Source organism: Sorangium sp. So ce117 (assembly GCF_051524395.1).
Lineage (GTDB): Bacteria > Myxococcota_A > Polyangia > Polyangiales > Polyangiaceae > Sorangium > Sorangium cellulosum_B.
The window spans coordinates 4,870,296-4,893,297 of record NZ_CP150309.1 but is presented as its reverse complement, the minus strand read 5'-3'; the positions used below and the strand labels follow the sequence as shown (position 1 = coordinate 4,893,297).

At 70.0% G+C, this 23,002-nt stretch carries 15 protein-coding genes and 1 pseudogene; 5 read left to right on the top strand and 11 right to left on the bottom strand.

Annotation, left to right across the window (positions count from 1 at the left end; all coding sequences use genetic code 11):
• Positions 1-4: 4 nt before the first annotated feature.
• The 4 genes and pseudogenes from WMF46_RS18155 to WMF46_RS18140 all read right to left on the bottom strand — a co-directional run bounded on the left by WMF46_RS18155 (position 5) and on the right by WMF46_RS18140 (position 4,178).
• A complete protein-coding gene (locus tag WMF46_RS18155) occupies positions 5-190 on the bottom strand; it encodes a helix-turn-helix domain-containing protein (protein WP_437986753.1) in 186 nt (61 codons plus the stop codon).
• Positions 187-1,173, bottom strand: coding sequence for a tetratricopeptide repeat protein (locus WMF46_RS18150; protein WP_437987906.1), 987 nt, complete (start codon positions 1,171-1,173; stop codon positions 187-189). The genes WMF46_RS18155 and WMF46_RS18150 overlap by 4 nt, the downstream gene beginning before the upstream one ends.
• Positions 1,140-2,909, bottom strand: a pseudogene (locus WMF46_RS18145) (TIR domain-containing protein); the annotation flags it as partial. The pseudogene WMF46_RS18145 and the gene WMF46_RS18150, both read right to left, overlap by 34 nt.
• A gap of 138 nt (positions 2,910-3,047) precedes the next feature.
• Entirely contained in the window at positions 3,048-4,178 is a 1,131-nt protein-coding gene (locus tag WMF46_RS18140) for a hypothetical protein (RefSeq protein ID WP_437986752.1), read from the bottom strand.
• 304 nt (positions 4,179-4,482) lie between these two features.
• Here WMF46_RS18140 and WMF46_RS18135 point away from each other — a divergent pair, with 304 nt between their 5' ends.
• On the top strand, positions 4,483-4,926 hold the full coding sequence (locus WMF46_RS18135) for a hypothetical protein (RefSeq protein WP_437986751.1): 444 nt from the start codon (positions 4,483-4,485) through the stop codon (positions 4,924-4,926).
• Positions 4,927-5,132: 206 nt separating this feature from the next.
• Here the strand turns inward: WMF46_RS18135 and WMF46_RS18130 are convergent, their stop codons facing one another.
• From WMF46_RS18130 to WMF46_RS18110, 5 genes are all read right to left on the bottom strand, one after another.
• Complete coding sequence (locus tag WMF46_RS18130) at positions 5,133-6,074, bottom strand: ABC transporter permease (protein WP_437553381.1); 942 nt, start codon at positions 6,072-6,074, stop codon at positions 5,133-5,135.
• Complete coding sequence (locus WMF46_RS18125; protein WP_437986750.1) at positions 6,071-7,579, bottom strand: sugar ABC transporter ATP-binding protein; 1,509 nt, start codon at positions 7,577-7,579, stop codon at positions 6,071-6,073. The genes WMF46_RS18130 and WMF46_RS18125 overlap by 4 nt, the downstream gene beginning before the upstream one ends.
• 7 nt (positions 7,580-7,586) lie before the next feature.
• The gene (locus WMF46_RS18120) at positions 7,587-8,609 is read right to left on the bottom strand and encodes an ABC transporter substrate-binding protein (protein ID WP_437986749.1); all 1,023 of its coding nucleotides are present in this window, start codon (positions 8,607-8,609) and stop codon (positions 7,587-7,589) included.
• A gap of 215 nt (positions 8,610-8,824) precedes the next feature.
• The gene (locus WMF46_RS18115; RefSeq protein ID WP_437553375.1) at positions 8,825-9,376 is read right to left on the bottom strand and encodes an SRPBCC family protein; all 552 of its coding nucleotides are present in this window, start codon (positions 9,374-9,376) and stop codon (positions 8,825-8,827) included.
• A gap of 50 nt (positions 9,377-9,426) precedes the next feature.
• A complete protein-coding gene (locus WMF46_RS18110) occupies positions 9,427-12,192 on the bottom strand; it encodes a DUF2961 domain-containing protein (protein ID WP_437986748.1) in 2,766 nt (921 codons plus the stop codon).
• A gap of 120 nt (positions 12,193-12,312) precedes the next feature.
• Between WMF46_RS18110 and WMF46_RS18105 the strand changes: the two genes are divergently transcribed.
• Complete coding sequence (locus WMF46_RS18105) at positions 12,313-13,734, top strand: ADP-ribosylglycohydrolase family protein (RefSeq protein ID WP_437986747.1); 1,422 nt, start codon at positions 12,313-12,315, stop codon at positions 13,732-13,734.
• 956 nt (positions 13,735-14,690) lie between these two features.
• Entirely contained in the window at positions 14,691-15,914 is a 1,224-nt protein-coding gene (locus WMF46_RS18100; protein ID WP_437986746.1) for a vWA domain-containing protein, read from the top strand.
• A 235-nt stretch (positions 15,915-16,149) separates the two neighbouring features.
• Here the strand turns inward: WMF46_RS18100 and WMF46_RS18095 are convergent, their stop codons facing one another.
• Positions 16,150-17,367: an endo-1,4-beta-xylanase gene (locus WMF46_RS18095; protein WP_437986745.1), complete on the bottom strand. Its 1,218-nt coding sequence runs from the start codon at positions 17,365-17,367 to the stop codon at positions 16,150-16,152.
• Between the two features lie 341 nt (positions 17,368-17,708).
• Complete coding sequence (locus WMF46_RS18090; protein ID WP_437986744.1) at positions 17,709-18,761, bottom strand: LacI family DNA-binding transcriptional regulator; 1,053 nt, start codon at positions 18,759-18,761, stop codon at positions 17,709-17,711.
• A gap of 857 nt (positions 18,762-19,618) precedes the next feature.
• On the opposite strand from WMF46_RS18090, the gene WMF46_RS18085 reads away from it, so the two are divergent.
• A complete protein-coding gene (locus tag WMF46_RS18085) occupies positions 19,619-21,310 on the top strand; it encodes a DUF1592 domain-containing protein (RefSeq protein WP_437986743.1) in 1,692 nt (563 codons plus the stop codon).
• Positions 21,307-22,743 (top strand): DUF1552 domain-containing protein, encoded by a 1,437-nt coding sequence (locus tag WMF46_RS18080; protein WP_437986742.1) that lies wholly within the window; start codon positions 21,307-21,309, stop codon positions 22,741-22,743. The genes WMF46_RS18085 and WMF46_RS18080 overlap by 4 nt, the downstream gene beginning before the upstream one ends.
• Positions 22,744-23,002: the final 259 nt, after the last annotated feature.

Genomic DNA, 23,002 nt, shown 5'->3' with positions numbered 1-23,002 from the left:
GCGGTCACGGCCGGGCGCCCGCCCTCGGCGCGTGCTCCCCCGTCGCGGCGCCGCGGCGCACGCTGCCCGGCGGCACGCCGAACGCCCGCTTGAACGCCCTGCAGAACGCCGCCTCGGACCCGTAGCCGACGCGGCGCGCGATGTCCGAGAGCGGATCCGACGTCGGCTGGAGGCGCGCGCGGGTGCTCATCGGAGGCCACCAGGCAAGGTTCGGTCTGCGTCCACGTCGAAGTCGAGCGGTTCGAGGCTGCTTCGCCCGCTGGGCGCAGCTTCGACATCCCGATGCTGACCGGCGCTGTCAGACGCCGAGATGAGGGCAAGGTGACGAAGGATCCCCCCGATCGAGTAGGGGTCCGGGATACGCTGGTACAGGGCGAGCGACTGCTTGTAATGAGCGCGGGCGGCGCTGGCATCGCTGCGAGCCAAGGCGATGTCTCCAAGACGCGTGATGCAATTGGCCTCACCGAGCACATCGCCGATCTGCCGGTAGAGCGGCAGCGCCTGGTCGTAGCGTGCCCTCGCCCCCTCGTGCTGCGAGCGCGCCAGCGCGACGGCGCCGAGGCTCATGATGCAGTTCGCCTCGCCACGCACGTTTCCCACCTGCTGATAGAGCGGCAGCGCCTGGTCGTAGCGCGCCCTCGCCTCGTCGTGTCGCGAGCCCGCCAGCGCGATGTCCCCGAGGCCCTGGATGCAGTTGGCCTCACCGAGCACATTCCTCACGTGCCGGTAGAGCGGCAGGGCCTCATCGTAGCGCGCCCGCGCCTCCTCGTGCTGCGAGCGCGCCAGCGCGATGTCCCCGAGGCTCTGGATGCAGTTGGCCTCGCCGAGCACATGCCCCACCTGCCGGTAGAGCGGCAGCGCCTGGTCGTAGCGCGCCCTCGCCTCCTCGTGCTGCGACGCGCCAGCGCGATGTCCCCGAGGCTCTGGATGCAGTTGGCCTCGCCGAGCGCATGCCCCACCTGCCGGTAGAGCGGCAGCGCCTGGTCGTAGCGCGCCCTCGCCTCCTCGTGCTGCGAGCGCGCACGCGCGATGTCCCCGAGGCTCTTGATGCAGTTGGCCTCGCCGAGCACATACCCCACCTGCCGGTAGAGCGGCAGCGCCTGCTCGTAGCGCGCCCTCGCCTCCTCGTGCTGCGAGCGCGCCCTCGCGATGTCCCCGAGGCTCTCGATGCATGTCGCCTCTCGCCGCCTGTCGCCGGCGCGCCGCGCCACCTCGAGCGCTCGCCCGAGGGACAACGGCACCGCGTTCCCGGAGAAACGCGCGAAGCGGGTCAATGCTACCGCCGCATCCATCCATCGTTCCGTGCCGGCTTCCTCGAGCCCGCACCGGATCATCGCGTCCACGTTCGCCGTCTCCGCCGCGAGCCGCACCGCGGCCTCCGCGCCGCTGGTTCTCCCTGGCACCGGACCGAGCGTGCGCGCCAGCTCGCCGTAGTGCTCCATCGCTCGCCGAAGATCCTCGACGGACGGCTGAACTACCGCCTTCACGTACTCGCGCACGGGCGAGAGCATCTTCAGCCGGCCGCCCTCGAAATAGGCCAGACCCACCTGCGCCAGCGCACGCGCCGCTGTCGGTCCCGCGCCAGGCTGCAGCGCCGCGAGATCCCGCTGCGCGATCCCGTCCGGGAGCAACGCGAGGACCGACAGCAGGCGGCGCGCCCCAGCCGTCATCCTTGGAGACCCGAGCGATAGCTCCAGCGAGGCCTTCCAGCTCCGGAGCCGGTTGCGCGCTCCGCTGTCGCGCTCGAGCACCGCCGTCCGGCGCGCCTCCCACTCCTCTTGCAGGTTGATCAGGTCGTTGCCCTGGGCCGCGTGCGCGAGCAACGCGATCGCCAGCGGCACCCCCTGCTGCAGCGAAAGGAGCGCCGAGAGCGCCGGCTTGCCCCGGTGCACCTCGCCCGCGATCGCGCAGAACATCTCCTCGGCCTCGGCCGCGTTGAGCGGCCGGAGCTCCAGCGGAGGGGCCCAAGCGACCAGGCCAGGGCGGCCCGCGCCCCGCACGGACACCACGAGGGCCAGCTCCGGCAGCGCCGCGAGCTCCGCGAGCAGCGCTTCGGTCCCGGCCTGGTCCTCGCCGTCCCAGGGGGTCTCCAGGTTGTCGAGCACGAGCACCGCCGGCTCCGCGGCGAGAAACGACAGCGCTCGCTGCCAGGCATCCGGTCCAGAGGTGACGCGCAGCGCGGCGGCGAGCGCCGCGGTAGCCGCCTCCGCGTCCGGCGCGGCGTCGAGCGGCACGAAGAAGCGCCGCTCCCCGAAATGGGCCACGATCCAGGGCTGGTGCAGGACCGCCAGGCTGACCGTGCTCTTGCCGATCCCCGCTGGTCCGAGGAGCAGTATGCGCTCGGGCGGCTCACGCAGGAGCGCCGCGCCGAGGGTCTCGACGACGGCGTCGCGGCCGATGCACCGCTCGGCTCGCGGCAGCCCCGCTGCCAGCGTGCGCCGGCCGCCGGCGGACGGCCGCCGAACGACGACGCCCTCGGCCACGGCGCGCAGGCCCCGCGCGATCTCCGTCCAGGCCTGGTTCCGGTCCGGAAAGGCGCCGACCGGCGCTTGCCTGGGCAGCGGGATGAGCTTGCCGAATTCGGTCCATTCCCAGGTGCAGTGCTGGACGAGCACCGGCACGACCTCGACCTCGCCCGCAGCGCGCCGGGCCAGCGCTCGCGCGGCCTCCTCGTGGACGTGGCGATCCGACGCCAGGAACGCAGGGCTCACCAGCAGGACCACGACCTCCGCCGCCTCGAGCCTCGCCAGCGCCTCGGTCGCCGGCTCTCCGCCGGCGTGGACCCGGCCGTCGTGCCAGACCTCGACGACCCTCTGCCGTTCCAGGGGCTTCAGGTGCGCCACGAGCTCGGCACAGAGTGCGGCGTCCGCGGCGGCAGAGGAGAGGAACAGACGAACCGGTGCCGACATTGTGCGCAGGGCAGCGGCCTGCGCTGGCGAGCTTACGGAGTTCGCCGTGAGCTGAATAGGTCCGGCGGCGCCCGACCGCGCAGGGGAGCGTCGGGCGACCCCGCGACCGGCGCCAGGGCCGCACGCGACCGGCCGCGTTCACTCGATGGTCGACGCCGTGACCATGATCGGCGTGTCATCGTGGTTCGAGATCTGCGGATAGGTCGGGTACCACGACCCGCCGATGTTGTTGGTGATCACCGACCGGTCGATGACGATGTTTCCTGTGTGATCGTTGGTCACGAAGAAGATCGCGCTCCCGTGGGCGTTCACCTCGTTTCGCTCGATCCGGGTCCCACAGAGCGTGAGCGTCATCGTGGTGCCGTCGTTGTAGATGGCCCCGCCGCTGCCGCCGCCCGGCGTCCCGGCCATCGCGGGGTTGCCGCCGTTGCCGAGCGCGCGGTTGTCGGAGAACAGGCTGTTGATGACCGTCCACGAGACGCCGATGCTGCTGATGCCGCCGCCGTTCGCGCACTCGTTCCCGTAGCCTTCGGCGCCGCCGAAGGTGCTGTTCACCACGTGGAGCGGAAGCCCGTTGTACTGCATGAACGCCCGGATCCCGGCGCCGCCGATGTCGGGGCCGGTCGGATCACACGTGTTGTTGAAGAAGCGTGAGTTGACGACCTTCAGGCGCCCGCCTTGCGCGAAGATGGCTCCGCCGCCCTCGTCGTCATCGTTCGTCGAGTTGCCCCCGAAGAACGTGAGGTTCTGGACCGTCAGGCGCGGGTGGTCCTGGTTGTCGCAGTTCGGCGTCGTCCAGACTTGCGCCTCGTCGCAGGTGTTCATGTAGAGGATCCGCCGCTGCCCGCCCCCGCTCAAGGTCACGAGCCCGCCGCCGTCGATCACGATCTCGGGGCCCGTATCGTTGAAGATCTTCGCCGTCTCCTCGAGCGTGATGGTGATCGGCTCCGGGCCGCAGTCGAACGTGATGATGCCGCCGGCCGCGACGGCGCTGACGACGGCCTCCGAGGTGCAGCTCTCCGGCGTCCCGTCGCCGATCACCGTCGTCGGTGACGAGGTGTCGGCGGCCTGGGCCTCGGCCGGAACAGCGCAGCTCCCCTCCGGGTTGCCTGCCGCGGGGCCATCCCCCTCATGCACCGGAGGCTCCGGCGTCGAGCCGCCCGAGCCCGGGCCGGCTCCCGAGGAGCTCGTCGCTCCGGCGCCGCCCGTGCCTGTCCCCCCGTCACCCCCATGCGGGTCGTCCCCGCAAGCCGCAACTACGGTCGCCATCGACAAGCACAAGATCAGCCCCAGCGATCGCCGCATCACGCCCTCCTCGATCCGAAAGGTTTTGCTCAGCGGCGTGGACACCTCTCGGGCCGCTCGCTCCTCGCGTGGCCAGTCGCCAGCATCATCGCAGAGTACCTCCGTCGTGCGGCGGTCCGCTCATCGATCCCACAGCGACCGAAGAGCCCATGGCACACCCGCGACACGGATGTCCCCGGAGATCAGCCGCTGCGCCCTGTGAGGTTGGGGGCACACACCAGGCACACACGTTGCTATGAGAGCTCACCGGAGGGACGAGATGCACAACATGGCGTGGATGGTCGCGGCGCTCCTGGTGGTCGGCTGTGGCGGGGCGGACTTGCCCGAGGGCTGGGAGGATGCAGAGGCGATCGAGGGCCTGACCCAGAGCGAGTGCAAGGCGGGCGTGTCCGAGGACACGGTGCAGGAGGCGCTTGTGGCGACGCCCGAGCGCGGCGCTGTTCACATCGAGTACCGCGCCGCGCAGTTCCGTTGCGATCAGGAGGTGGAAGGGTTTGTCCGGATCGCCGACAGCAGGGTGGATGTGCTCGTGCAACCCGTGGACATGGACCCCGGGTCCGTGGCCGGGTGCGACTGCCGCTATGACATCGACATGGCCATCAAGGGCCTGAGCGAGGGGACCTTTGCCGTCGAGCTGTACCGCCGCTGGGACAACATCAACGATCCGAACGATCCGAAGAAGATCGGCTCCACCGAGGTGCAGATCCCCTGAGGACGGCCGCAAACCGAGGCGGAAGCCGTGGAGCTCCGCCGCGCGGTAAGCGATGTGCAGCCCGAGCGCCTGCCCTTGATCCAGGCGCCGAGGCCGCCTGTGCGCCGCCCACGACGCCAGGCGAGCCCGACCTGGCCCGCTGGCTCCCTCGGATCCGTGAGCATCGGACACGCCTCGACACACCGGCCGCGCGCGTCGGATCACCGTCAGCCCGCGGCGGCGCGCGCCCCCCGCGCGCGCCGCACCCGGTCGACCGCGACGGCGACAACGATGATCGCGCCCGTCGCGATCTCCTGCACCCAGCTCGGCAACCCGAGGTGGACGCCGCCTGTCCGGATGACCGTGATGAGCAGCGCCCCGATCACGCTCCCCGCGACGCTCCCCTCGCCGCCCGAGAGCGGCGCGCCGCCGATGACCACCGCCGCGATGACCTCGAGCTCCAGGCCGATCGAGTCGGTCGGATCACCCACCGTCAGCGTCGAGAACTCCATCACCCCCGCGACCCCCGCGAGGAGGCTCGACAGCGTGTACACCGCGATCTTCACGCGCCCCGTGTCGATGCCGCACAGGCGCGCCGCGGCCTCGTTGCTGCCGACCGCGAACACGTGCCGCCCGAAGCGCGTGAACATGAGGACGGCGAAGACCAGGATCGCCAGCGCCGCCGTCATCCACAGCCCGGGCGCGGTGAGGTCGGACGACAGCAGCGCGTCGAGACCGCGCGGATCCGCGTCGATCTTCTGCTCGGACGCGAGCCCCTTCGCCGCGCCGCGCAGCGCGCTCATCGTGCCCAGCGTCACGACGAAGGGCACCATCCGCGCCCGCCCCACGAGCGTCCCGACGAGGGCGCCCACGAGGCCCGCCGCCGCCGCGGCGACGAGCGCCGCCGGGAGCGCCGGCACCCCCGCGCGCAGCAGCTTCGCGAGCACGACCGTCGTGAACGCGACGAGCGAGCCCGTGGAGAGGTCGATCCCGCCGGTCGCGATGACGAGCGTCATGCCGACGGCGCAGATGCCGACCACCACCGTCTGCCGCGCCATCGTGAGCAGGTTCTGGCTGCGCAGGAACGTGTCGGGCGTCAGCGCCGCGAAGAGCGCATAGACGAGCAGCAGCGCGACGAGCGGCCCCACCCACGGCGGACGCTTCTTCACGAGGATACCTCCAGGAGGAGCGACGCCTCGGTCCATGACGACGCGGGCCGCGGCGGGTCGAGGGTCCCCCGGCGGAGGACCGCGATGCGATCGCAGGTCGTGACGAGCTCGTCGAGCTGGCTCGACACGAGCACGATCGCCTTGCCGGCGCGCGCCAGCTCCCGGAGCAGCGCCAGCACCTGCGCCTTGCTCGCCACGTCGATGCCGCGCGTCGGCTCGTCGACGAGGAGCACGTCGAAGTCCTCGCGGAGCAGCCGCGCGATCTGGACCTTCTGCTGGTTGCCGCCCGAGAGCTCGCCGGCGCGCTGCTCCGGCCCGCGTGCCCGGATCGCGAGCTCCTCGATCCAGCGCGCGCCCTCCGAGAGGACCGATCTCGGCCTGGCGAAGCGCGGGGCGCGCGGCGAGAGCCAGACGTTCTCGGCGAGCGAGCGGCCGAGCATCAACCCTTCCCCGCCGCGATCCTCGCTCAGCAGGCCGATCCCGCGAGGAGCGCGCAGCGCGACCGTCCCGCCGCGCCTCGGATCGAGCCCCGCGAGGATGCGGAGCAGCTCCGTCCGCCCCGAGCCCACGAGGCCGGCGATGCCAAGGATCTCCCCCCGGCGCAGCGTCAGCGACGCGCGCTTCGGCCGCTTCACGCCGGAGACGCCCTCGGCCTCGAGCACCACCTCGCCGCCGTCCGGAGGCGCCGCCTCGGACACCGCGCTCGCGCGCGAGTCATCCAGCGCGCGGCCCAGCATCTCGCGGACGATCTGCGCCGGCTCGATCTCGCGCGGATCGCCCTCTCCCGCGACGCGGCCGTCGCGGAGCACCGTGTAGCGATCGGCGTGCGCGCGCACGTCCGAGAGGAAGTGGGTCACGAGCAGCACCGCGAGGCCGGCGTCTCGCAGGGCGCCGACGCGCTCGAACAGGCGCGCGGCGTCCGACTGGCCCAGGCTCGATGTCGGCTCGTCGAGGACGAGGAGCCGCGCCGCGAGCCGCCCGTCCTCGCCGAGGCCGCCCTGCGCGAGCGCCCGCGCGATCTCGACGAGCTGCTGATCGGCGACGCCGAGCTCCCCGGCCCGCGCGTCGAGCGGCACGCGGCCCGGATCCGCCGTGACGAGCGCGATCGCCGCCCGCGCCACGGCGCGCGCCCGCGAGCGGTCCCGGATCTCTAGCCCTAGCCACGCGCGCGCGCGCGGCTCGATCCCGAGCACCACGTTGTCGACGACCGTGAGGTGGGCGCAGAGCGTCCGCTCCTGCGGCACCAGGACGACGCCCGCGCGGCGCGCCTCCTCGGCCGACGCCGGCGCGTACCGCGCCCCTCCGAGCAGGATCGCGCCCGCGTCCGCGCGCTCCATGCCGAGCAGGACGCGCGCCAGCGTGCTCTTGCCCGCGCCGTTCTCGCCGAGCAGCGCGTGGATGCTCGCGGGCGCTACCCGCAGCGAGACGTCGCGCAGCACCGGGTTCGGGCCGAACGCCTTGGCGAGGCCGGTCACCTCGAGGACGGGCGCGCGCTCTCCGCCCACGGGCCGCTCACTCCCCGAGCCACCTGGCGAGGTCGGGTCTCACGATCTCCTGCACCGCCGGGTCGTCGAGGTCCTGCCTCGTGACGACGCGCGAGCCCGTGTCGATGCGCGCCTCGACCTTCTCTCCGTGGAGGTGCGCCACCATCGTCTTGACCGCGACGTACCCCATGTTGAACGGGTTCTGCACGACGAGCGCCTCGATGTCGCCCTCGCGCAGCGCGCCGAGGAGCTTCTCCGACGCGTCGAAGCCGACGAACTTCACCTTCCTCGCGACGTTCGTCTTGCGGAGCGCCTGCAGCATCCCGAACGTCGTCGACTCGTTCGGCGTGAACACCCCGGCGATGGCCCCTTCCGCCGCCCTCTGCGCGAGCAGCAGGCTCTCGCTTTTGTGGAACGCCGACTCCGTGGTGGCGCCGCCATACTGGTTCTCGCTCGCGATGGTGACGCCTGGACTCGCGCGGATCGCGTCGAGGAACCCCTTCTCGCGGTGCTGCGTGCTCGCCGAGCCCTCCTGGTAGCGGAGCACGACGACCTTGCCGTCCTCGCCGATCGCCTTGCCGAGGTGCTCACCGGCGAGCCTCCCGGCCGCCTCGTTGTCGGTCGCGACGAAGCTCACGTGATCGTCGCTGGCGAGATCGGAGTCGAACACGACAACCGGGATCTTCGCCTGCCTCGCCGCCCTGACCGGCGCCCTCAGCGCCGCGGCGTCGAGCGGCGCGAGCACGATGCCGGAGACGCCCTGCGCGACGAAGCTCGAGACGACATCGACCTGCGCCTTGAGGTCGTCCTCCCGGAGCGGCCCTTTCCACACGACGTCGACGTCGAGCTCGCGCGAAGCCTTCACCGCGCCTGCGTGCACGCTCTTCCAGAACTCGTGTGTCGTCCCCTTCGGCACGACGGCGATGCGGAGGCGCGCGCCGCCCGTCGCGCCCGCGCCCGCGTCCGTCGACGTCGTCGCCGATGACGACGTCTTGGAGCACGCGGCGAGGAGGGCAATCGCGAACGCGCACACGACGACATGGACGCTCATGGGCGCGAGAGGATAGTCGACGGATCGCGGCCACGCTCGCGCGGGCGAGCAGGTCGCCGGCGGAGATCCGTCCGACAAGCACCATGGGAGTTCTCGGCTGCACCCGGCGCAGGCAAGCTCATCCCGGGGCGACGCTCGCCTGCAGCTCGTGATTCACCCGGGTCGTACCGACGAGCGCGCGCGCAGGTCGAGCCGGGTCGGACGGCGCCGCTCAGTCAGCTCGGCGGCGCCGCCTTCGACTCGACGATCTGCTTCATCGCCCCGAGCCCCTTCTCGAAGTCGGCGCCGACCATCTTGTCCATATCCATGAACATCCCGAACGCCTTGCCGATGAAGCCGTTCTCCCCCTCCATCACCCACGTCACCTTCGTGCCGGAGGGCGCCGGAACGAGCGTGAAGTTCGTCGTGTTCGTCGCCTCGATCGGCTTGATGAACTCGACCCGGACCGTGACGTTCGACGGCTGCTCTGCGCCCGTGATCGTCATCTTGCCCTCGCCCACGTCGTCGTTGCCCGACCACGCGTACGACGCGCCGGGGCCGGCCGCGGGCCCGGCGTAGGTCCTCTTCAGCGCCGGGTCGAGCCCCTCCCACGGCGACCACCGCTCCCAGGCGTGGAAGTCGACGATCTGGGCGTACACGGCCTCTGGAGGCGCTGCCACCGTCGCTGAACGCTCGATGCGGAACGTGGAAGGCCGCGTCATCACCACGATCACGAACAGGAGGACGACCGCCACGAGCCCGAGCCCAACGCGCTTGAGTACCTTCATGCGCGAACCCTACACCCGGCACGCAGGGCTTGAAACCCCTCGCCTTCGCCTCACAGGCCGAGGAGCTCCTGGAGAAACACGCCGCCCTTCCCGGCCCCTGCGTGGGTGAAGAACAGGCGCCCCGACGCGAAATCGCCGCCCTCCGCGACCCACTCGGCCGCGTGAGCGCGCAGCCGGGCGACGGCGCGCGGCGGGAACGCGAACGGCGAGCGCGAGCGGTAGACGAACGTGGCGTCGTAGTCGACAGGATAGCTGGTGAGCGTCAGGTAAAACCACCCTTTCCGCTCGAACACGAACGGCGACTCGGTATAACCGCTGTTGCGCATCGCCGTCTCCGGCCCGAGCGTGAGCGCCATGGCCGGCGGGCTCCAGTGCAAGAGATCCAGCGACGTGCGGTAGGCGACGCCGCTCAGGGGCGACTCGATCGACGCGCAGCGCGTATAGTACACCACCCACAGATCGCCGAGCCGGGCGAGCATCGGATCGCGGGCGACGCAGATGTCCTCGAACAGCGTCCCTCCCTCGCGGCTCCAGGTAAACCCGTCGCGCGAGCGCGCGATCCGGAAGCCGGATCGATCGGGATCGTGCGTGCCCACGTGAAAGATCATGACCAGGCTGCCGTCCCGGTCCTGAACCATGTGCGGGGCCCAGATCCAGCGCTCGTCGGAGAGGGCGCGAATCGAGAAGCGCTCCGGCGCCAGCGTGAGGCTCGGTGAGACGGATTCCATCCAGCTCACCGGCCCGGGGCCAGGCGCGGTGGCGAGGACGAACTCACGCTCGGCGTCCGGTCGATAAGGCTCGAGGTGAAAGATCCCGGTGAGGATCCAGCGGCCGTCGGCGAGCTGGATCATCGAGTGATCGTTCACATAGAACGGCCCTCCGGGGATGCGCTCCGAATCGAAGATCTTCACCGCAGGCCCCTGCGTGAGCTGAGGCGTGGGAGGTCCGGAGAAGAACCGCAGCGTGTAACCCCGCTCGCTCCACGGCGCCGGGGAGCCTGTCGCGTCGATCTCGAGGACCGGGCGCCTGCCTGCGCCGCACTGTTCGGGGAGGAGGTCGATCCAGAGCGCGTCCTCGGCGAGCGACCGGACAGGGTTCGCCTGCATCTCGTGGAGCACGCCGACCTCCCGCCCGTCGAGCCTCACGCGCGCCGTCTGCGGAGCGTTCGCCGCGGAGTACGCGCGGAGCAGCAGCAGGCCGCGCGCATCGGACGGACATGCGACCTCGATCCGGGTGATCCCGCGGCCCTCGCTGGACCAGGATCGCCGCCGGAGCTCCAGCCGCTCGGCGTCGACGGCCGAATGCACGAGCCGCCGCCGCCCGGCCGCACGGACCTCCTGCTCACCGATCACCTGATGATCCGGGAATGCGTAAGAGAGGCCCAGCGAGCGCACCCGCAGCGGCGTGTAGGCGCCGGTCGGCCCGGCCTCGATGCCGAAGCGCAGACCGGAGCGGCTCACGATGGGATCGGCCACGTGCAGGCGGTACAGGGAATGGACGAACGTGGCGTTCTTCCATCCATCCTCGGGATCGACGACGAGGAAGCGAAGCAGCCCGCTGAAGGGGTTATGGTGCGCGCCCAGAAAATAGAAGCCTCCATTGAAGTAGTCCTCCGTGCCGGTCCCTATCTGCAGCGGGTGCGACATCCCGTCGGTCCGGATCATCTCGTCGCCCTCGAGGTACGTCCGGTCGTTCGGCCGGCCGCCGCTGATCTCCTCGAGAAGCGCGATGAACTGGAGCGGCTCATCGCTCTCGAAGAGGGGCATCGTCGTCTCGCGTCCGGGGGCCATCTGATCGCGGTATTGCGCGATCAGCCGCACGCCTCGGCGGGCGGGCGCGAGGTCGACGGCCGCCTCGACACCCGCGATCTCCTGCCCGGGCGCGGCCTCGAGCGAGAGCACCTCGCCTTCGGCCAGCGGGATCGGCAGCCGCGTGGCGAGCCTGCCCGCCCCTCTGGCGTCGGGTGTCCAGGCGGCGTGCAGCGCGCTCCGGAAGGTCGTCCATCCGCCGTCGGCGTCGGTGCCCGAGCTGGCGAGGCCGAAGAAGAACGACGCTGGTAGGGGCGGCTGTCCGCCGATCCTCACCGACAGGTCGTTCAAGCTCCCCGCCGGGATGTGAACGTCGATCCCTGATACGGTCGCGGGGCCAGTCGCCAGGACGAGCGGCGCGCTGGCGCTCGGGCTCTCCCGGCGCGACCGGGCCGGCAGGGTGGCTGTCCAGTCCTCCGTCATGAATCGCGACAGCTCCTCGGGCGTCGGTCCCGACGCGGCGCCGGGGCCCTCGCGGTACGTGATCTGGTAATAGATGGGAACGCCCCGGAAGCGGACCTTGGCCTCGCTCGACCAGGCGAAGGGGACGTAGCTGGTATACGCGCCCGAGCTCGCGTCCACGTCGAGCACGAGAGGCGATCTCCAGGGGCCCCTGCCCCCGAAGAAATCGCCGGGCGACCCGCGGAACGCCGTGTGTCCGTCGATCTCGATCCAGATCTCCTGGTCCGGCCTCTCGAGCTCCGCGCGGGGGGCGGTCATCCAGATGCGCGCGATTCTCCCCTCCCCGCGGGCATGGAACAGAACCCGGTGGTCCCCCTCGAGCGCGACCCCCGGGCGATATCCATCATCGTTGCCCCCTGCTGGGTCATGCGTTGTCACGCTCCGTGTCATCCATCCGGGATGAAAGGAGAGGAGATCCTCCAGCACCGGCGTGATCGACGCGGCGCCCGGCGCAATGGCGAGGGACGCGCCGAGGAGATGGCGGGTCGCGCTCGAGACAAGGCGGTCCAGGAGCGCGCCGCGCCCATCGAGACTTCCGGCGTTCATGATCGAAACCTAATGGCGCGAACGACGCCAGGGGAGCGGGCTCGGCGAGGCACCACGCTTGCACCGCCGCGAAGCGAGGACATGCGCGACGCACCGATCGCGCACTCGAGGGGGTAATTCATGCGCACCCGCCGCGATCGACGCCCTGTCGAAGGCTCGCCCAGCGTCGGCCCTCGCGCATGCGCGCGCGGCCTCCTGCTCGCGCTCCTCTCTCTCTCGCCGCTCGCGGGCGCCGGCGACGCGCCGCGCCGCGCGCTCGCCGCTCCCATGGAGCAACGGGACGCCCCGGGAATGTCCCCGAAGCAGCGGCTCCAGTTCGATCGCGCAGCCTACGCCGAGCGGCTCCGCGCGATGTGGATTGGCGCGTGCATCGCCAACTGGACAGGGCTTCGCACGGAGGGCATCCGCATCGAGCGCCCCTTCTTCACCGACGCTGACTGGGGAAAGCCCCTGGGGCGGGACGGGGCGCCGATCGACTTCGTCCTCCTCGACCCCTGCCCGGCCGACGATGACACCGACATCGAGTATGTCTACCTCCACCTCATGACCGAGGCGGGGACGCTCTTCCTCTCCCCCGAGCGGATCCGGGACGGATGGCGCGCGCACATCAACGACTTCATCTGGGTCTCCAACCGGAGGGCGCGCGATCTCCTCGAGCGCGGCCTGCTGCCCCCCGCGACGAGCGATCCGGCGCTCAACCCGGACGCGCTCCAGATCGACGCCCAGCTCACCACGGAGATCTTCGGCGCCCTCGCGCCCGGCATGCCGGAGCTGGCGCTGCGGATCGCCGACCTCCCCATCCGGACCACCGCGCACGATCACGCCGCGCACGCCGCAGAGTTCCATGTTCTCCTCTTCTCGCTCGCGGCGACCGTCGATCTGGAGAAGCCGCGGCGACAGGAGATCGTGCGGATCGTCCGTGAGGCCAGGAGCTACCTGCCGGCGGAGTCCAAGGCCGCCGACGTCATCGACTTCGTGCTGTCCGCCTATCTATCGGCCAGCAATCGCGACGACTGGGAGCGCGCCCGCGATGCCATTGCGGATCGCTACCAGGAGCGAGCCTCGGCGTATGGCTTCGTCTATCGGGGGTTCACGGAATCCGCGATCAACCTGGCGACCGCGACGCTGGCCCTCCTGTTCGGTGAGGGGAGCTTCCGGCGCACCGTACAGATCGGTACCCTGTCCGGCTGGGACTCCGACAACGGCACGGCGACCATGGGCTCGCTCGTCGCGCTCATCGGCGGGATGGAGGAGCTGCGCCGCGCCTTCCCCGGCGCGCTCCTGTCCGACCGATATCGTATCCACCGCACGCGCCCCACCCTGCCGGACCGGCTTCCACAGGATCGCGAGGCCGAGGACACCTTCACGGCTGTAGCGACGAGGATGGCCGCGCTTGTCGACCTCGCCGTGCGGGAGGGAGGCGGCCAGGTCGAGCCGACCCGATGGGTCGCCCCGCCTCGCCCCCGCGACGGCACAGGACCCGGCGCGCGCGCCGCCCCCGGTTCCGAACCGCGGCCCCGCGCTCCTCGCCCGGCGAGATGACCTGGCGCTCAAGGCGCCTCGGGCCATCCGCGAGGTAGCGCCGGTTGCCGATGGTGACGCCGCCCGGGATCCCGACGGGGCACGGAGCGGTCGCCTGGCCGCCTTCCAGGCGCTCGCAGCCCTCGCCGAACCGCGGCTCCACCGACTTGTCGCTGAAGACGTCGAAGTACGCCTTGGCCGCGGACATCGTTCCACATTGCTCGGTGTCGACGAGGTACCGGTGCATCTTAATCGGTCCAGCGGTCTTCCAGAGGCCCTCTCCGATCGGCACTTCCTCGGTATTCTCGGTGTACTTTGCGACCCCGAATCGCATCTGTTCTCTCCCGGCGCGCCGCGGCGCCACCGGGGCAATTCAACACGTGGATGAATCTTTGCGTGGGGTCGATTTTCCAGAAGGCGACCGGTGCACGCGAGCTGCTCTTGACGACCAACGCGTGCAGCGTAGCTGCACGATGAAGACGTCCACCGCAAAGAGCTCCGGCGACATATTGGACACCCCGACGAGCGACCTATGCACGCGGCGCGACACGGACCACTCTGCCATGTCCAGGACCGCTGGGTTGCCCCTCGGATCCCGGCGGCCTCTGCGCAACGAGGGCGCGCGGCGCTCCCGCGCCGCTGGGGCCTGCGCCATGAGGGACGGCGCGGCCCTGCACCCGCGACGCCGGGATGTGAGATTTCACGCCGACGACCATGCCGGTCGCGCGACCGGCACCGCATTGCGCGATGACGACCGCGACTCGACGCAGCGTCTTTTCAGACCGTATCCCGCGCAAAGATCAGCGTCATCGATTATACTCGTCGTCGATCCCGGGGCTCCGGCGAGGCATGCACTGGAAAATTCCGCCTCTGGAGACCTCTCGTCGCGAACTAACTTCGTGCCCGCGGACCGCGCTGGCACGCGTTCCAGAAGGAGTCGGCTCATGAGATTGCCTAAAATAGCCATTGCATTGCCAATGGTGGCTTTGATCGGCGCGGGGTGCGGCGGGGCCAACGACGGCAGCGGGGACAGCGCCGGCTCGGAGAGCAGCACCGGCAACGGCTCCGGCTCTGGCTCCGGCTCCGGCTCCGGCTCCGGCAATAGCACCAGCACCAGCACCGGCTATGACGACACCTTCGGCAACGGAAGCGGCGCGGGCTCGGGCGGGGGCTCCGGCGCGACCGGAAGCAGCAGCGGGGGCTCGACGGGCGCGGGGGATGCGTGCGCCACCCAGTCGTCCCAGGCCGGGTTTCAACAGGTGTACCTCGTGTTCGCCTTCGACGTATCGGCGAGCATGACAGCGAGCGACGTGGAGTGGCGCAGGAAGGATCTCAAGTGGGATCCCGTCGTGGCCGCGACGAAGCAGTTCTTCCTGGATCCCGCGTCCGAAGGCTTCAGGGCGTCGCTCACGTTCTTCCCAGGCGCGGCTCAGACGACCCAGGCGTGCCAGGGCACCCTCTACGCGACCCCGGATGTGCCGATGACGCCGCTTCCCTCCCCGGCGTTCGGAGAGGCGATCGATGTCATCGAGCCGGAGATCAGCGACAGGCTCTCGTGGCGCACCAGCACGCCGACGGCATTCGCGGTCGAAGGCACCGTCGCTTTCGTCGAAGCGCAGCGCCAGCAGAACCCCGGGAAATATGCGATCGTGCTCGTGACCGACGGCTATCCGGAGGGGTGCCGGCAAGGTAACGCGCTCGCGGACGTCGTGAGCAATGTCGAGGCCGCACTCGCCAGCAACATCTCGACCTTCGTGATCGGGGTCGACAGTCCGCAGGGGGAAGGCGCGCCGCCCAGCCTCACCAACCTGCACGAGATCGCGGCTGCAGGCGGCACGGGAGAGGCGTCGATGCTGAACACCGGCGACCCCGCGCAGACGACGGCCGCGTTCAAGGCCGCGATCGAGAAGATCCGCGGCGCCGCCGTCTCGTGCACGATCCCGATCCCGCCGCCGCCCGACGGGAGGAGCTTCGACAAGCAAAAGGTCAACGTGACCTACACGAGCGCCACGAGCAACATGCCGACGACCCTCACGTATGACCAGGCCTGCGCGGCCGCGGGGACATGGCGCTACGACGACCCTGCGAACCCGGCGGCGATCATCCTCTGCGACGATACCTGCGCCGTGGTTCAGGCCGACGTCGAGGTCTCGCTGGGCGTCGACTTCACCTGCGAGGACGTGATCCAAGTGCCCCAGTGATCGACGACGCTCGCTGACCGACACGGGTCTTCGCGAGGAGGCGCCAACCAGCTGCTCGCCTCGCGATACGCAGCCAGCGAGCGGGTTCACGATCCAGGATCGGATCGTGAACCCGGCTCAGGTCAGAGAGACCGACGCAGACCTGGAGAGAGCGCGCCGGCCTCCGTACGAGATGCGGGCGCGCCCGAGCTCATCCGGTCGAGGAGCTCGTCCAGCTCAGCGCGCCGGCTCCGCGTCAGCCACCACGGTCCAGGAAGTCCATCAGCCACTGCATCGCCGGCCGCATGGTGCCGTTCTCCTGCTGGAGGCCGGTGCCGTTCCTCCACGTCTTGCCGACGATGTAACCCCACAGGGTGATCCCCGGGATCTTGGGGTGATTCCAGAACATGGTGAACTGCTCCTCCATGATCTGCTTCTGCCGGTTGTCGTTCGCTTCGCCGATGTCGTACTCGGTGATGTACACGGGCTTGCCCAGCTCGGCGAGCGAGTCGATGTACCCCTTGACCGTGTTGGTGTTGATCTTGAAGGCGTCGTGCGCCTGCGCGCCGAGGGCGTCGACCGGGGCGCCCGCCTCGATCACCTTCTTCGCGATGTCCTTGAAGTGCCTGTGCTCGTTCTCGTACTCGATGTTGTTGTAGTCGTTGAGGATCAGAACGGCGTTCGGGCAGAACTCGCGAGCCCACTTGAAGGAGTTGACGATCCAGTCCCAGCCGCTGGCGCCGTTGCCGCCGAGGCCGGCCGTGTACGAAGGCGTGGTGTGGGGCGGCGGCTCGTTGACGACGTCGATGTACTTCGTGTCCGGGTAGCGCTTGCAGAACTCCTCCATCCAGCTCCGCACGGCCTTCTTCTGCTCATCCGGCGAGAGGCTCCCGACCCAGGAGGGTTGCTGGCTGCCCCACACGAAGACGTGGTGCTTGAAGATGATCTTGTTGTCCTGCGCGTACTTGTAGGTCCTGTCGAGGGAGCTCCAGTTCTTGTTCCCGCGGGAGCTCTCGACGGAGCCCCACTTGCCCTCGTTCTCGGGCGTGATCTGGTTCCAGTACTTCGCGAAGCCGTCGCGCACGGCGCCGCTCGTCGTGATGTTGCCGACGAACTTCCCCTCGGGCTCGGTTCCGCCGGTTCCGGTCGACGCGCTTGTCGACGCGCTTGTCGACGCGTCCCCGCCGCCGACCCCCGTGGTCGCGCCGCCGGAGCTGGAGCTGGTCGTCCCGGGATCGCCCGAGCTGCTGCTGGTGGCAGGGCCGACGCCGGCAGTCGTGTTGGCGCTGGAGCTGCTGTTCGTGCCGTTGCTGGAGCTCGTGCTGGCGCTGGTGCCGGTGCTCCCCGCCCCGCCCGAGCCGCCCACGCCGTCGTCAACCCCGTCGCCCCCGTCGCCGCATCCAAAGAGGGTCGCCATGCCGAGCGCGATCCACGCCGTGCTGCACAGCAATCGAGAAGAACGCTTCTTGTTCATGTTGGGCTTCCGGAAGTCGGACGATTGTCGTTGGTGAAGCTGGGAGCGAGAAAGCCGGGGGGCAGCGGCACGAACGGCGGCGCCCACACTCAGCGATACGCACACCGTGCAACTCGCGACGGATGATTCCCGCCACACCTGGAAGTGATCACGACACGCGCGCGAAGCGTCCTACATTTCAAGTTTCGAGCTGATAGGAAACGTGCATCGACAGCGCATGTTGCAATCGCGAGGCAACTTTGCAATTCAAGCGGCAGCCCAGCTCGGTACCCCTCGCTTACCCGCTTAAGTCCCGGTCCGCGAACACATCACGGAGTCGGTACGGTAGAGCGCGCACGGTCTCACCGGCGCCGGGGGACGGCCGTGCTCTTGCGCACGACGAGCTCGGTCTCGACCACGACCCGCGACCACGAGCGCTGGCCGCTCTCGATCTGCCCGAGCAGGACGTGGAGGCACCGGCGCCCGAGCTCGGAGAAGTCCTGGCGCACCGTGGTGAGCGGCGGCGTGAAGTAGGCCGCCTCCGGGATGTCGTCGAAGCCGACGACGCTGAGGTCGCGCGGCGTCTCGCGCCCGTTCTCGTGGAGGAAGCGGAGGAGGCCGAGCGCCATCTGGTCGTTGGCCACGAACACGGCGGTGACGCCCGGCGTGCGCGTCAGCTGCGGGGCGAGCTCGTAGCCGGAGCGCGCGCTCCAGTCCCCCCGCAGGAGCGGCGGGATCTCGGCGCCGGCCGCCTGCAGCGCCGAGCGCCAGCCGTCGATGCGCTGGTCGGCCTCGAGCCAGTCGGTCGGGCCGGCGATGTGCCACACGGTCTTGTGGCCCAGATCGAGCAGGTGGCGGGTCGCGGACACGGCGCCCCCGAGCTGGTCGACCGCGACCACCGGCACCGAGTCGTCCGGACCGCCCTCGACCGCGACCACCGGCACATCGGAGGTGACGTGGCGCAGCGCGTCCACCGCCGACCGCTGCGGGGCGATCACGACGATGCCGTCGGCCCCCTGGTCCCGCAGCCGCTGCACGGCCTCCAGCACCGGCGCGCGGCTGAACGACTTCAAGCTGGCGATGCTCACGCCATAACCCGCGTCGTGCGCCGCCTCCTCGAGCCCCAGGAGCGTCGACGCCGGACCGTAGAGCGTCGTGTCGAAGCTGACCACACCGAGCGTCCGCGACCGCCCGGTGACGAGCGCCTGCGCCACCGAGCTGGGCCGGTAGTCGAGCTGGCGGATCGCATCCAGCACCCGCTCCCTCGTGTCGCGGCGCACGTGGGGGCTGTCGTGCAGGACGCGCGAGACCGTCTGATACGAGACGCCAGCGAGCTTGGCCACGTCGACCATGACCGCGGCCCGCCGCCCGCCGCCCCTTTTGACGCGGCGCTCCGGAAGAGATTTCTCAGCCATCGGCGCGGGAGGATAGTCGCGGGCCGGTCGATTGGAACGGAGTTCTTCAATGTGAGCGTTCACAAACTGTTCGGGGTTCTTCATTTCACTCGGCTTTCGCGTCACTGGGCGGGTGCGTGCCGGGGGATCGTCGCCATCGGGATCGAGCGCGGCACCGACGCTGGTCGTTCGTCGTCGTAGATGCCATTCCCGGTGGGGCCGCGATCGATCCCGCAGATTTCACGCCGGCTGTCAGATTTGGCCCATGCGAACGGCATGCCGACGGCCGCCGGCGGGCCTGGCCACGTCGACCATGTCCGCGGCCAGGCCCTCTCCTCCCCTCGAGGGCGGCGCCTCGGAGGAGCGCCGCCGGCCCTCGTACTCAACCGGTTCAGAAATCGTTGGGCGTCGGTCGATTCCAGTTGACATTGGATATGTGAACGTTCACAATCTGAGAAACATCCTTAGGCATTGCGCCGGACAGGTCGTCGTCGTACGTCGTTCGTACGTCCCGGGGCATTCGTCATCGATGTCAGCACGAGGCGAGGCGGCGGGCCTGACCTGCTGCGCGGTGCGTTCGCCTCCCGCGCCACCGACCCATTGGGGTCGGCCGCGCGGCAGCGGCGGTTCGTGAAGGTGTTACGCGGTGCGGCGCCAGCTCATCTGCCGCAGCCCCGGACGTCAGGAAGGCACTTTTTCACACAGCAGGGCGGACTCACAGGAGGGATCGTGTGAAATTATCTTCTTTATTGGCCGCCGCCTCGAGGCGCGCGCCCCGCAAAGCGCCGAGGTGGCTCGATGGCCGAGGTCGCGCAGCCGGAGCCATGAAATCTTCCACCCACGATAGCGGTCCTGGCACCGCGTGCGATCGATGGGAGATGGAAACATCCATTCACAGCGGGGTAGCCTCCCGGCTGCTGCGAGCGGCCGCGTGCGCTTCGCTCCTCGTCGCAGGGTGCGTGGGCGACATCGGCGCCGGCAGCTCGAGCTCCTCGGGCTCCTCGGGCGCCGGCGCGAACCCGACGGGCGGCGGCACGAGCTCCTCGGGCGGCGGAGACGCGGTGTGCAACCCGCGGCTCGAACGGCGGGTCGTGCTGCTCGCCGACCTGCAGTTCATGAACGCCATCCGGGATCTCCTGGGGGACGAGGCCATCGAGGCGGAGCAGGCGCCGGACGCGCGGACGAAGCCGTTTGCCAAGAAGGGCCTTGTCGTGGGGACCTCTCTTGTGCATACGCGGCTCGCGAGGGCTGCCTACGCCGCCGAGAGCATCTCGGGGCGCTTCGAGCAGGTGACGGGGTGCGCCCCCGACGGAGACGACGCCTGCGCCAAGACCTTCCTGACGAAGTTCGCGCAACGGGCGTTCCGCCGGCCCGTGGACCAGGCGGAGCTTGACAACCTGTGGTCGGTCTATGGTGTCGGGAAAGAGACGAGCTACGAGCGGGGCGTCTCGCTCGCGGTCGAGGCGCTCATCGCGTCCCCCTCGTTCTCCTACCGCACCGAGCTCGGCGGCGCCGCGGACGGTGACGTGGTGAAGCTCGCCGCGCACGAGGTCGCGAGCGAGCTCTCGTTCTTCTTGACGGACAGCCTTCCGGACGCGGAGCTGGCCGCCGCCGCCGACTCCGGCGCCCTGAACGATCCGGAGGAGCTGACGCGCCAGGCCGAGCGGCTGCTCGAGAAGCCCGAGACGCGCAGCACCCTGAATACAACGCTGATCGCGGCGTGGGGGCTCAGCAACCTGTTCGGCACGGTGAAGGATCCAGGGCTCTTCCCGGAGTACACCCCTGCGCTCCAGGCGAGCATGTTCCACGAGACCGAGCTGCTCCTGGAGGACCTGCTGTGGAGCCGCGGAGCCGACGTGTCGGCCCTGCTCACCACGAGGGAGACGTTCGTGAACCGCGTGCTCGCGGAGGTCTACGGCGTGGAGCACACGGGCGCGAGCCCGGAGGAGTTCACGAAGGTCGAGCTGCCGTCCGACGAGCGCGCCGGGATCCTCACGCAGCCCGGCCTGCTCGCGGCGCTGTCCCGGACCGACAACACGAGCGTCGTGGCGCGAGGGCTCTTCGTGCGCGGCGCGATGCTCTGCCTCGGGAAGATCCCGTCGCCCCCGGAGGAGCTCTCGGACGCCATCAAGGAGCTGCTCGAGGCCGACATGACCGAGCGCGAGCGCGCCGACGCGCGCGCCTCGAACTCCACGTGCGCGGGGTGCCACGCCCAGTTCGACGCGTTCGGCCTGCTGCTCGAGAACTACGATCCGGTCGGCCGGTACCGCGACACCATCGACGGCGAGCCGATCGACGCGCGCGTCAACCTGGGCAACATCGCCGAGGTCGCGGGGAGCTACTCGAGCGCCGTCGAGTTCGCCGAGGCCGTCGCGCAGAACGACGGGTTCGCCGCGTGCATCACCCGGCACCTGCTGACCTACGGCACGGACGATGAGACGCTGCAGACCCGCGACTGTCAGGTCGAGCGCGTGATCGAGGCGCTGCCGGAGGGCCAGCGGACGCTGACCAACGTCGTGAAAGCCATCGTGGCGTCGCCCGCGCTGACCGAGCGCGCCAGGGAGGAATGACCGTGGGCTACAACCTTTCTTACGGATGGTCTCGCCGCCGCTTCCTGCAGGGCATCGGCGCCGCCGCGGGTCTCATGACGGTGCTCAAGGGCCTCGAGTCGGCCGCCGAGGGCGCGGCGCCCCCGAGGCGCCTGCTGATCGTGCAGCGCCCCGTGGGCACCGTGTACGAGAACTACTGGCCGCAAGGCAACGGGACCAACTTCACGCTCTCCCGCATCCTGACCCCGTTCGAGGCCATGAAGGCTCGGATGGTCGTGATGCGCGACCTGAAGCTGCCGCACGAGGGGTCTGTCGGCGGCGGCCACGAGCGCGGGACGGTGCTGATGTGCACGGGGACGCGGACCAAGCAGCTGTATCCGGGCAACGGCGGCGACGATCCGATGGCCGAGGCGCCGAGCATCGACCAGCTGCTCGTGAAGCAGGCGGCCGAGCTCCAGGGCACGCCCATCGCGTCGCTCCAGGTCTCCTGCGACAACCGCGCCGACACGCCCGAGGTGTCGACCCGCCACATGTCCTATTCGGGCGCGCGCGCGCCGATGAAGCCCTACTACCAGCCGCAAGAGGTGTACAGGCGGGTGTTCGGCACGCTCATGCCGGGCGGCCCGACGGACGGCAACCTGGACGCCCTGGCGCGGGCGCGCCTGGAGAAGAAGAGCGTGCTCGACTTCGCGCTCAAGGATCTGAGGCGCCTCCAGGGCCTCGCGCCGAGCTCGCAGCGAGAGGCGCTGGAGGGGCACGCCGCCGCCATCCGTGAGGTGGAGAAGGAGTTCGACGCCGACCCGAGGGATCCCGCGTCCTGCGGGGTGCCGCAGGAGCCCGAGACGATCGAGGTGAGCGGGCACATCGACCCCTACGGCAGCTCGCACGTCGTGAACGAGCGCGACGACGTGAAGCACGCGCGCATCGGCGCCCTGCATTTCGCCGTGATCAAGGCCGCGTTCCGCTGCGACCTGACGCGCGTGGTCACGTTCCAGTGGTCCCCTGGCACGAACCACGTGAGCTTCGGCGAGCTGTGGCCGCCCAACTCCGCCATCTTCAAGGTGCACCACACGACGAGCCACGATCCCGATACGCCCGACACCCTCGAGTTCCTCACGCGGGTGGAAGAGTTCTACGCCGGCTACGTCGCCGGCTTCCTGAAGGAGCTCGCGGAGACGAAGGACGTGGCCGGCGGGACGCTGCTCGACACCACGCTGGTGCCGTACATCACGGAGGTCGGCACGCGGCATCACAACTGGGACAAGATGGCGTGGGTGCTGTTCGGCGGCGAGGGCACCACGCTGCGCGGCGGGCAGGTGTGGACCAACGGCAACCGCGGCGGCCGCTCCACCAACGACCTGTGGATGGCGATCGCGGGCTCCTTCGGGGTCCCGGATCTCGTGATGGGGGACAACGACCTGCACACGACCCCGATCGAGGGGCTGTTCGGGTGACCGTGAGCCCCACGTAGCCGTCAACCAAGCCTCGCGCCGAGTCCTCCCCCATCCCAACGTTTACGTGAACGTTTACGTTTACGTTTACGTGGTCGTGGTCGTCAACGGTTGGTCGTGAACGACCACGACCACGACCACGACCACGTTAACGACCGCGACCACGTTAACGACCACGACCACGACCACGTAAACGTAAACGTTCACGTTGGTGAACGATGGTGGGTGAAGGGGGCGGGTTTCGTGCCCTGCGTGATCGAGC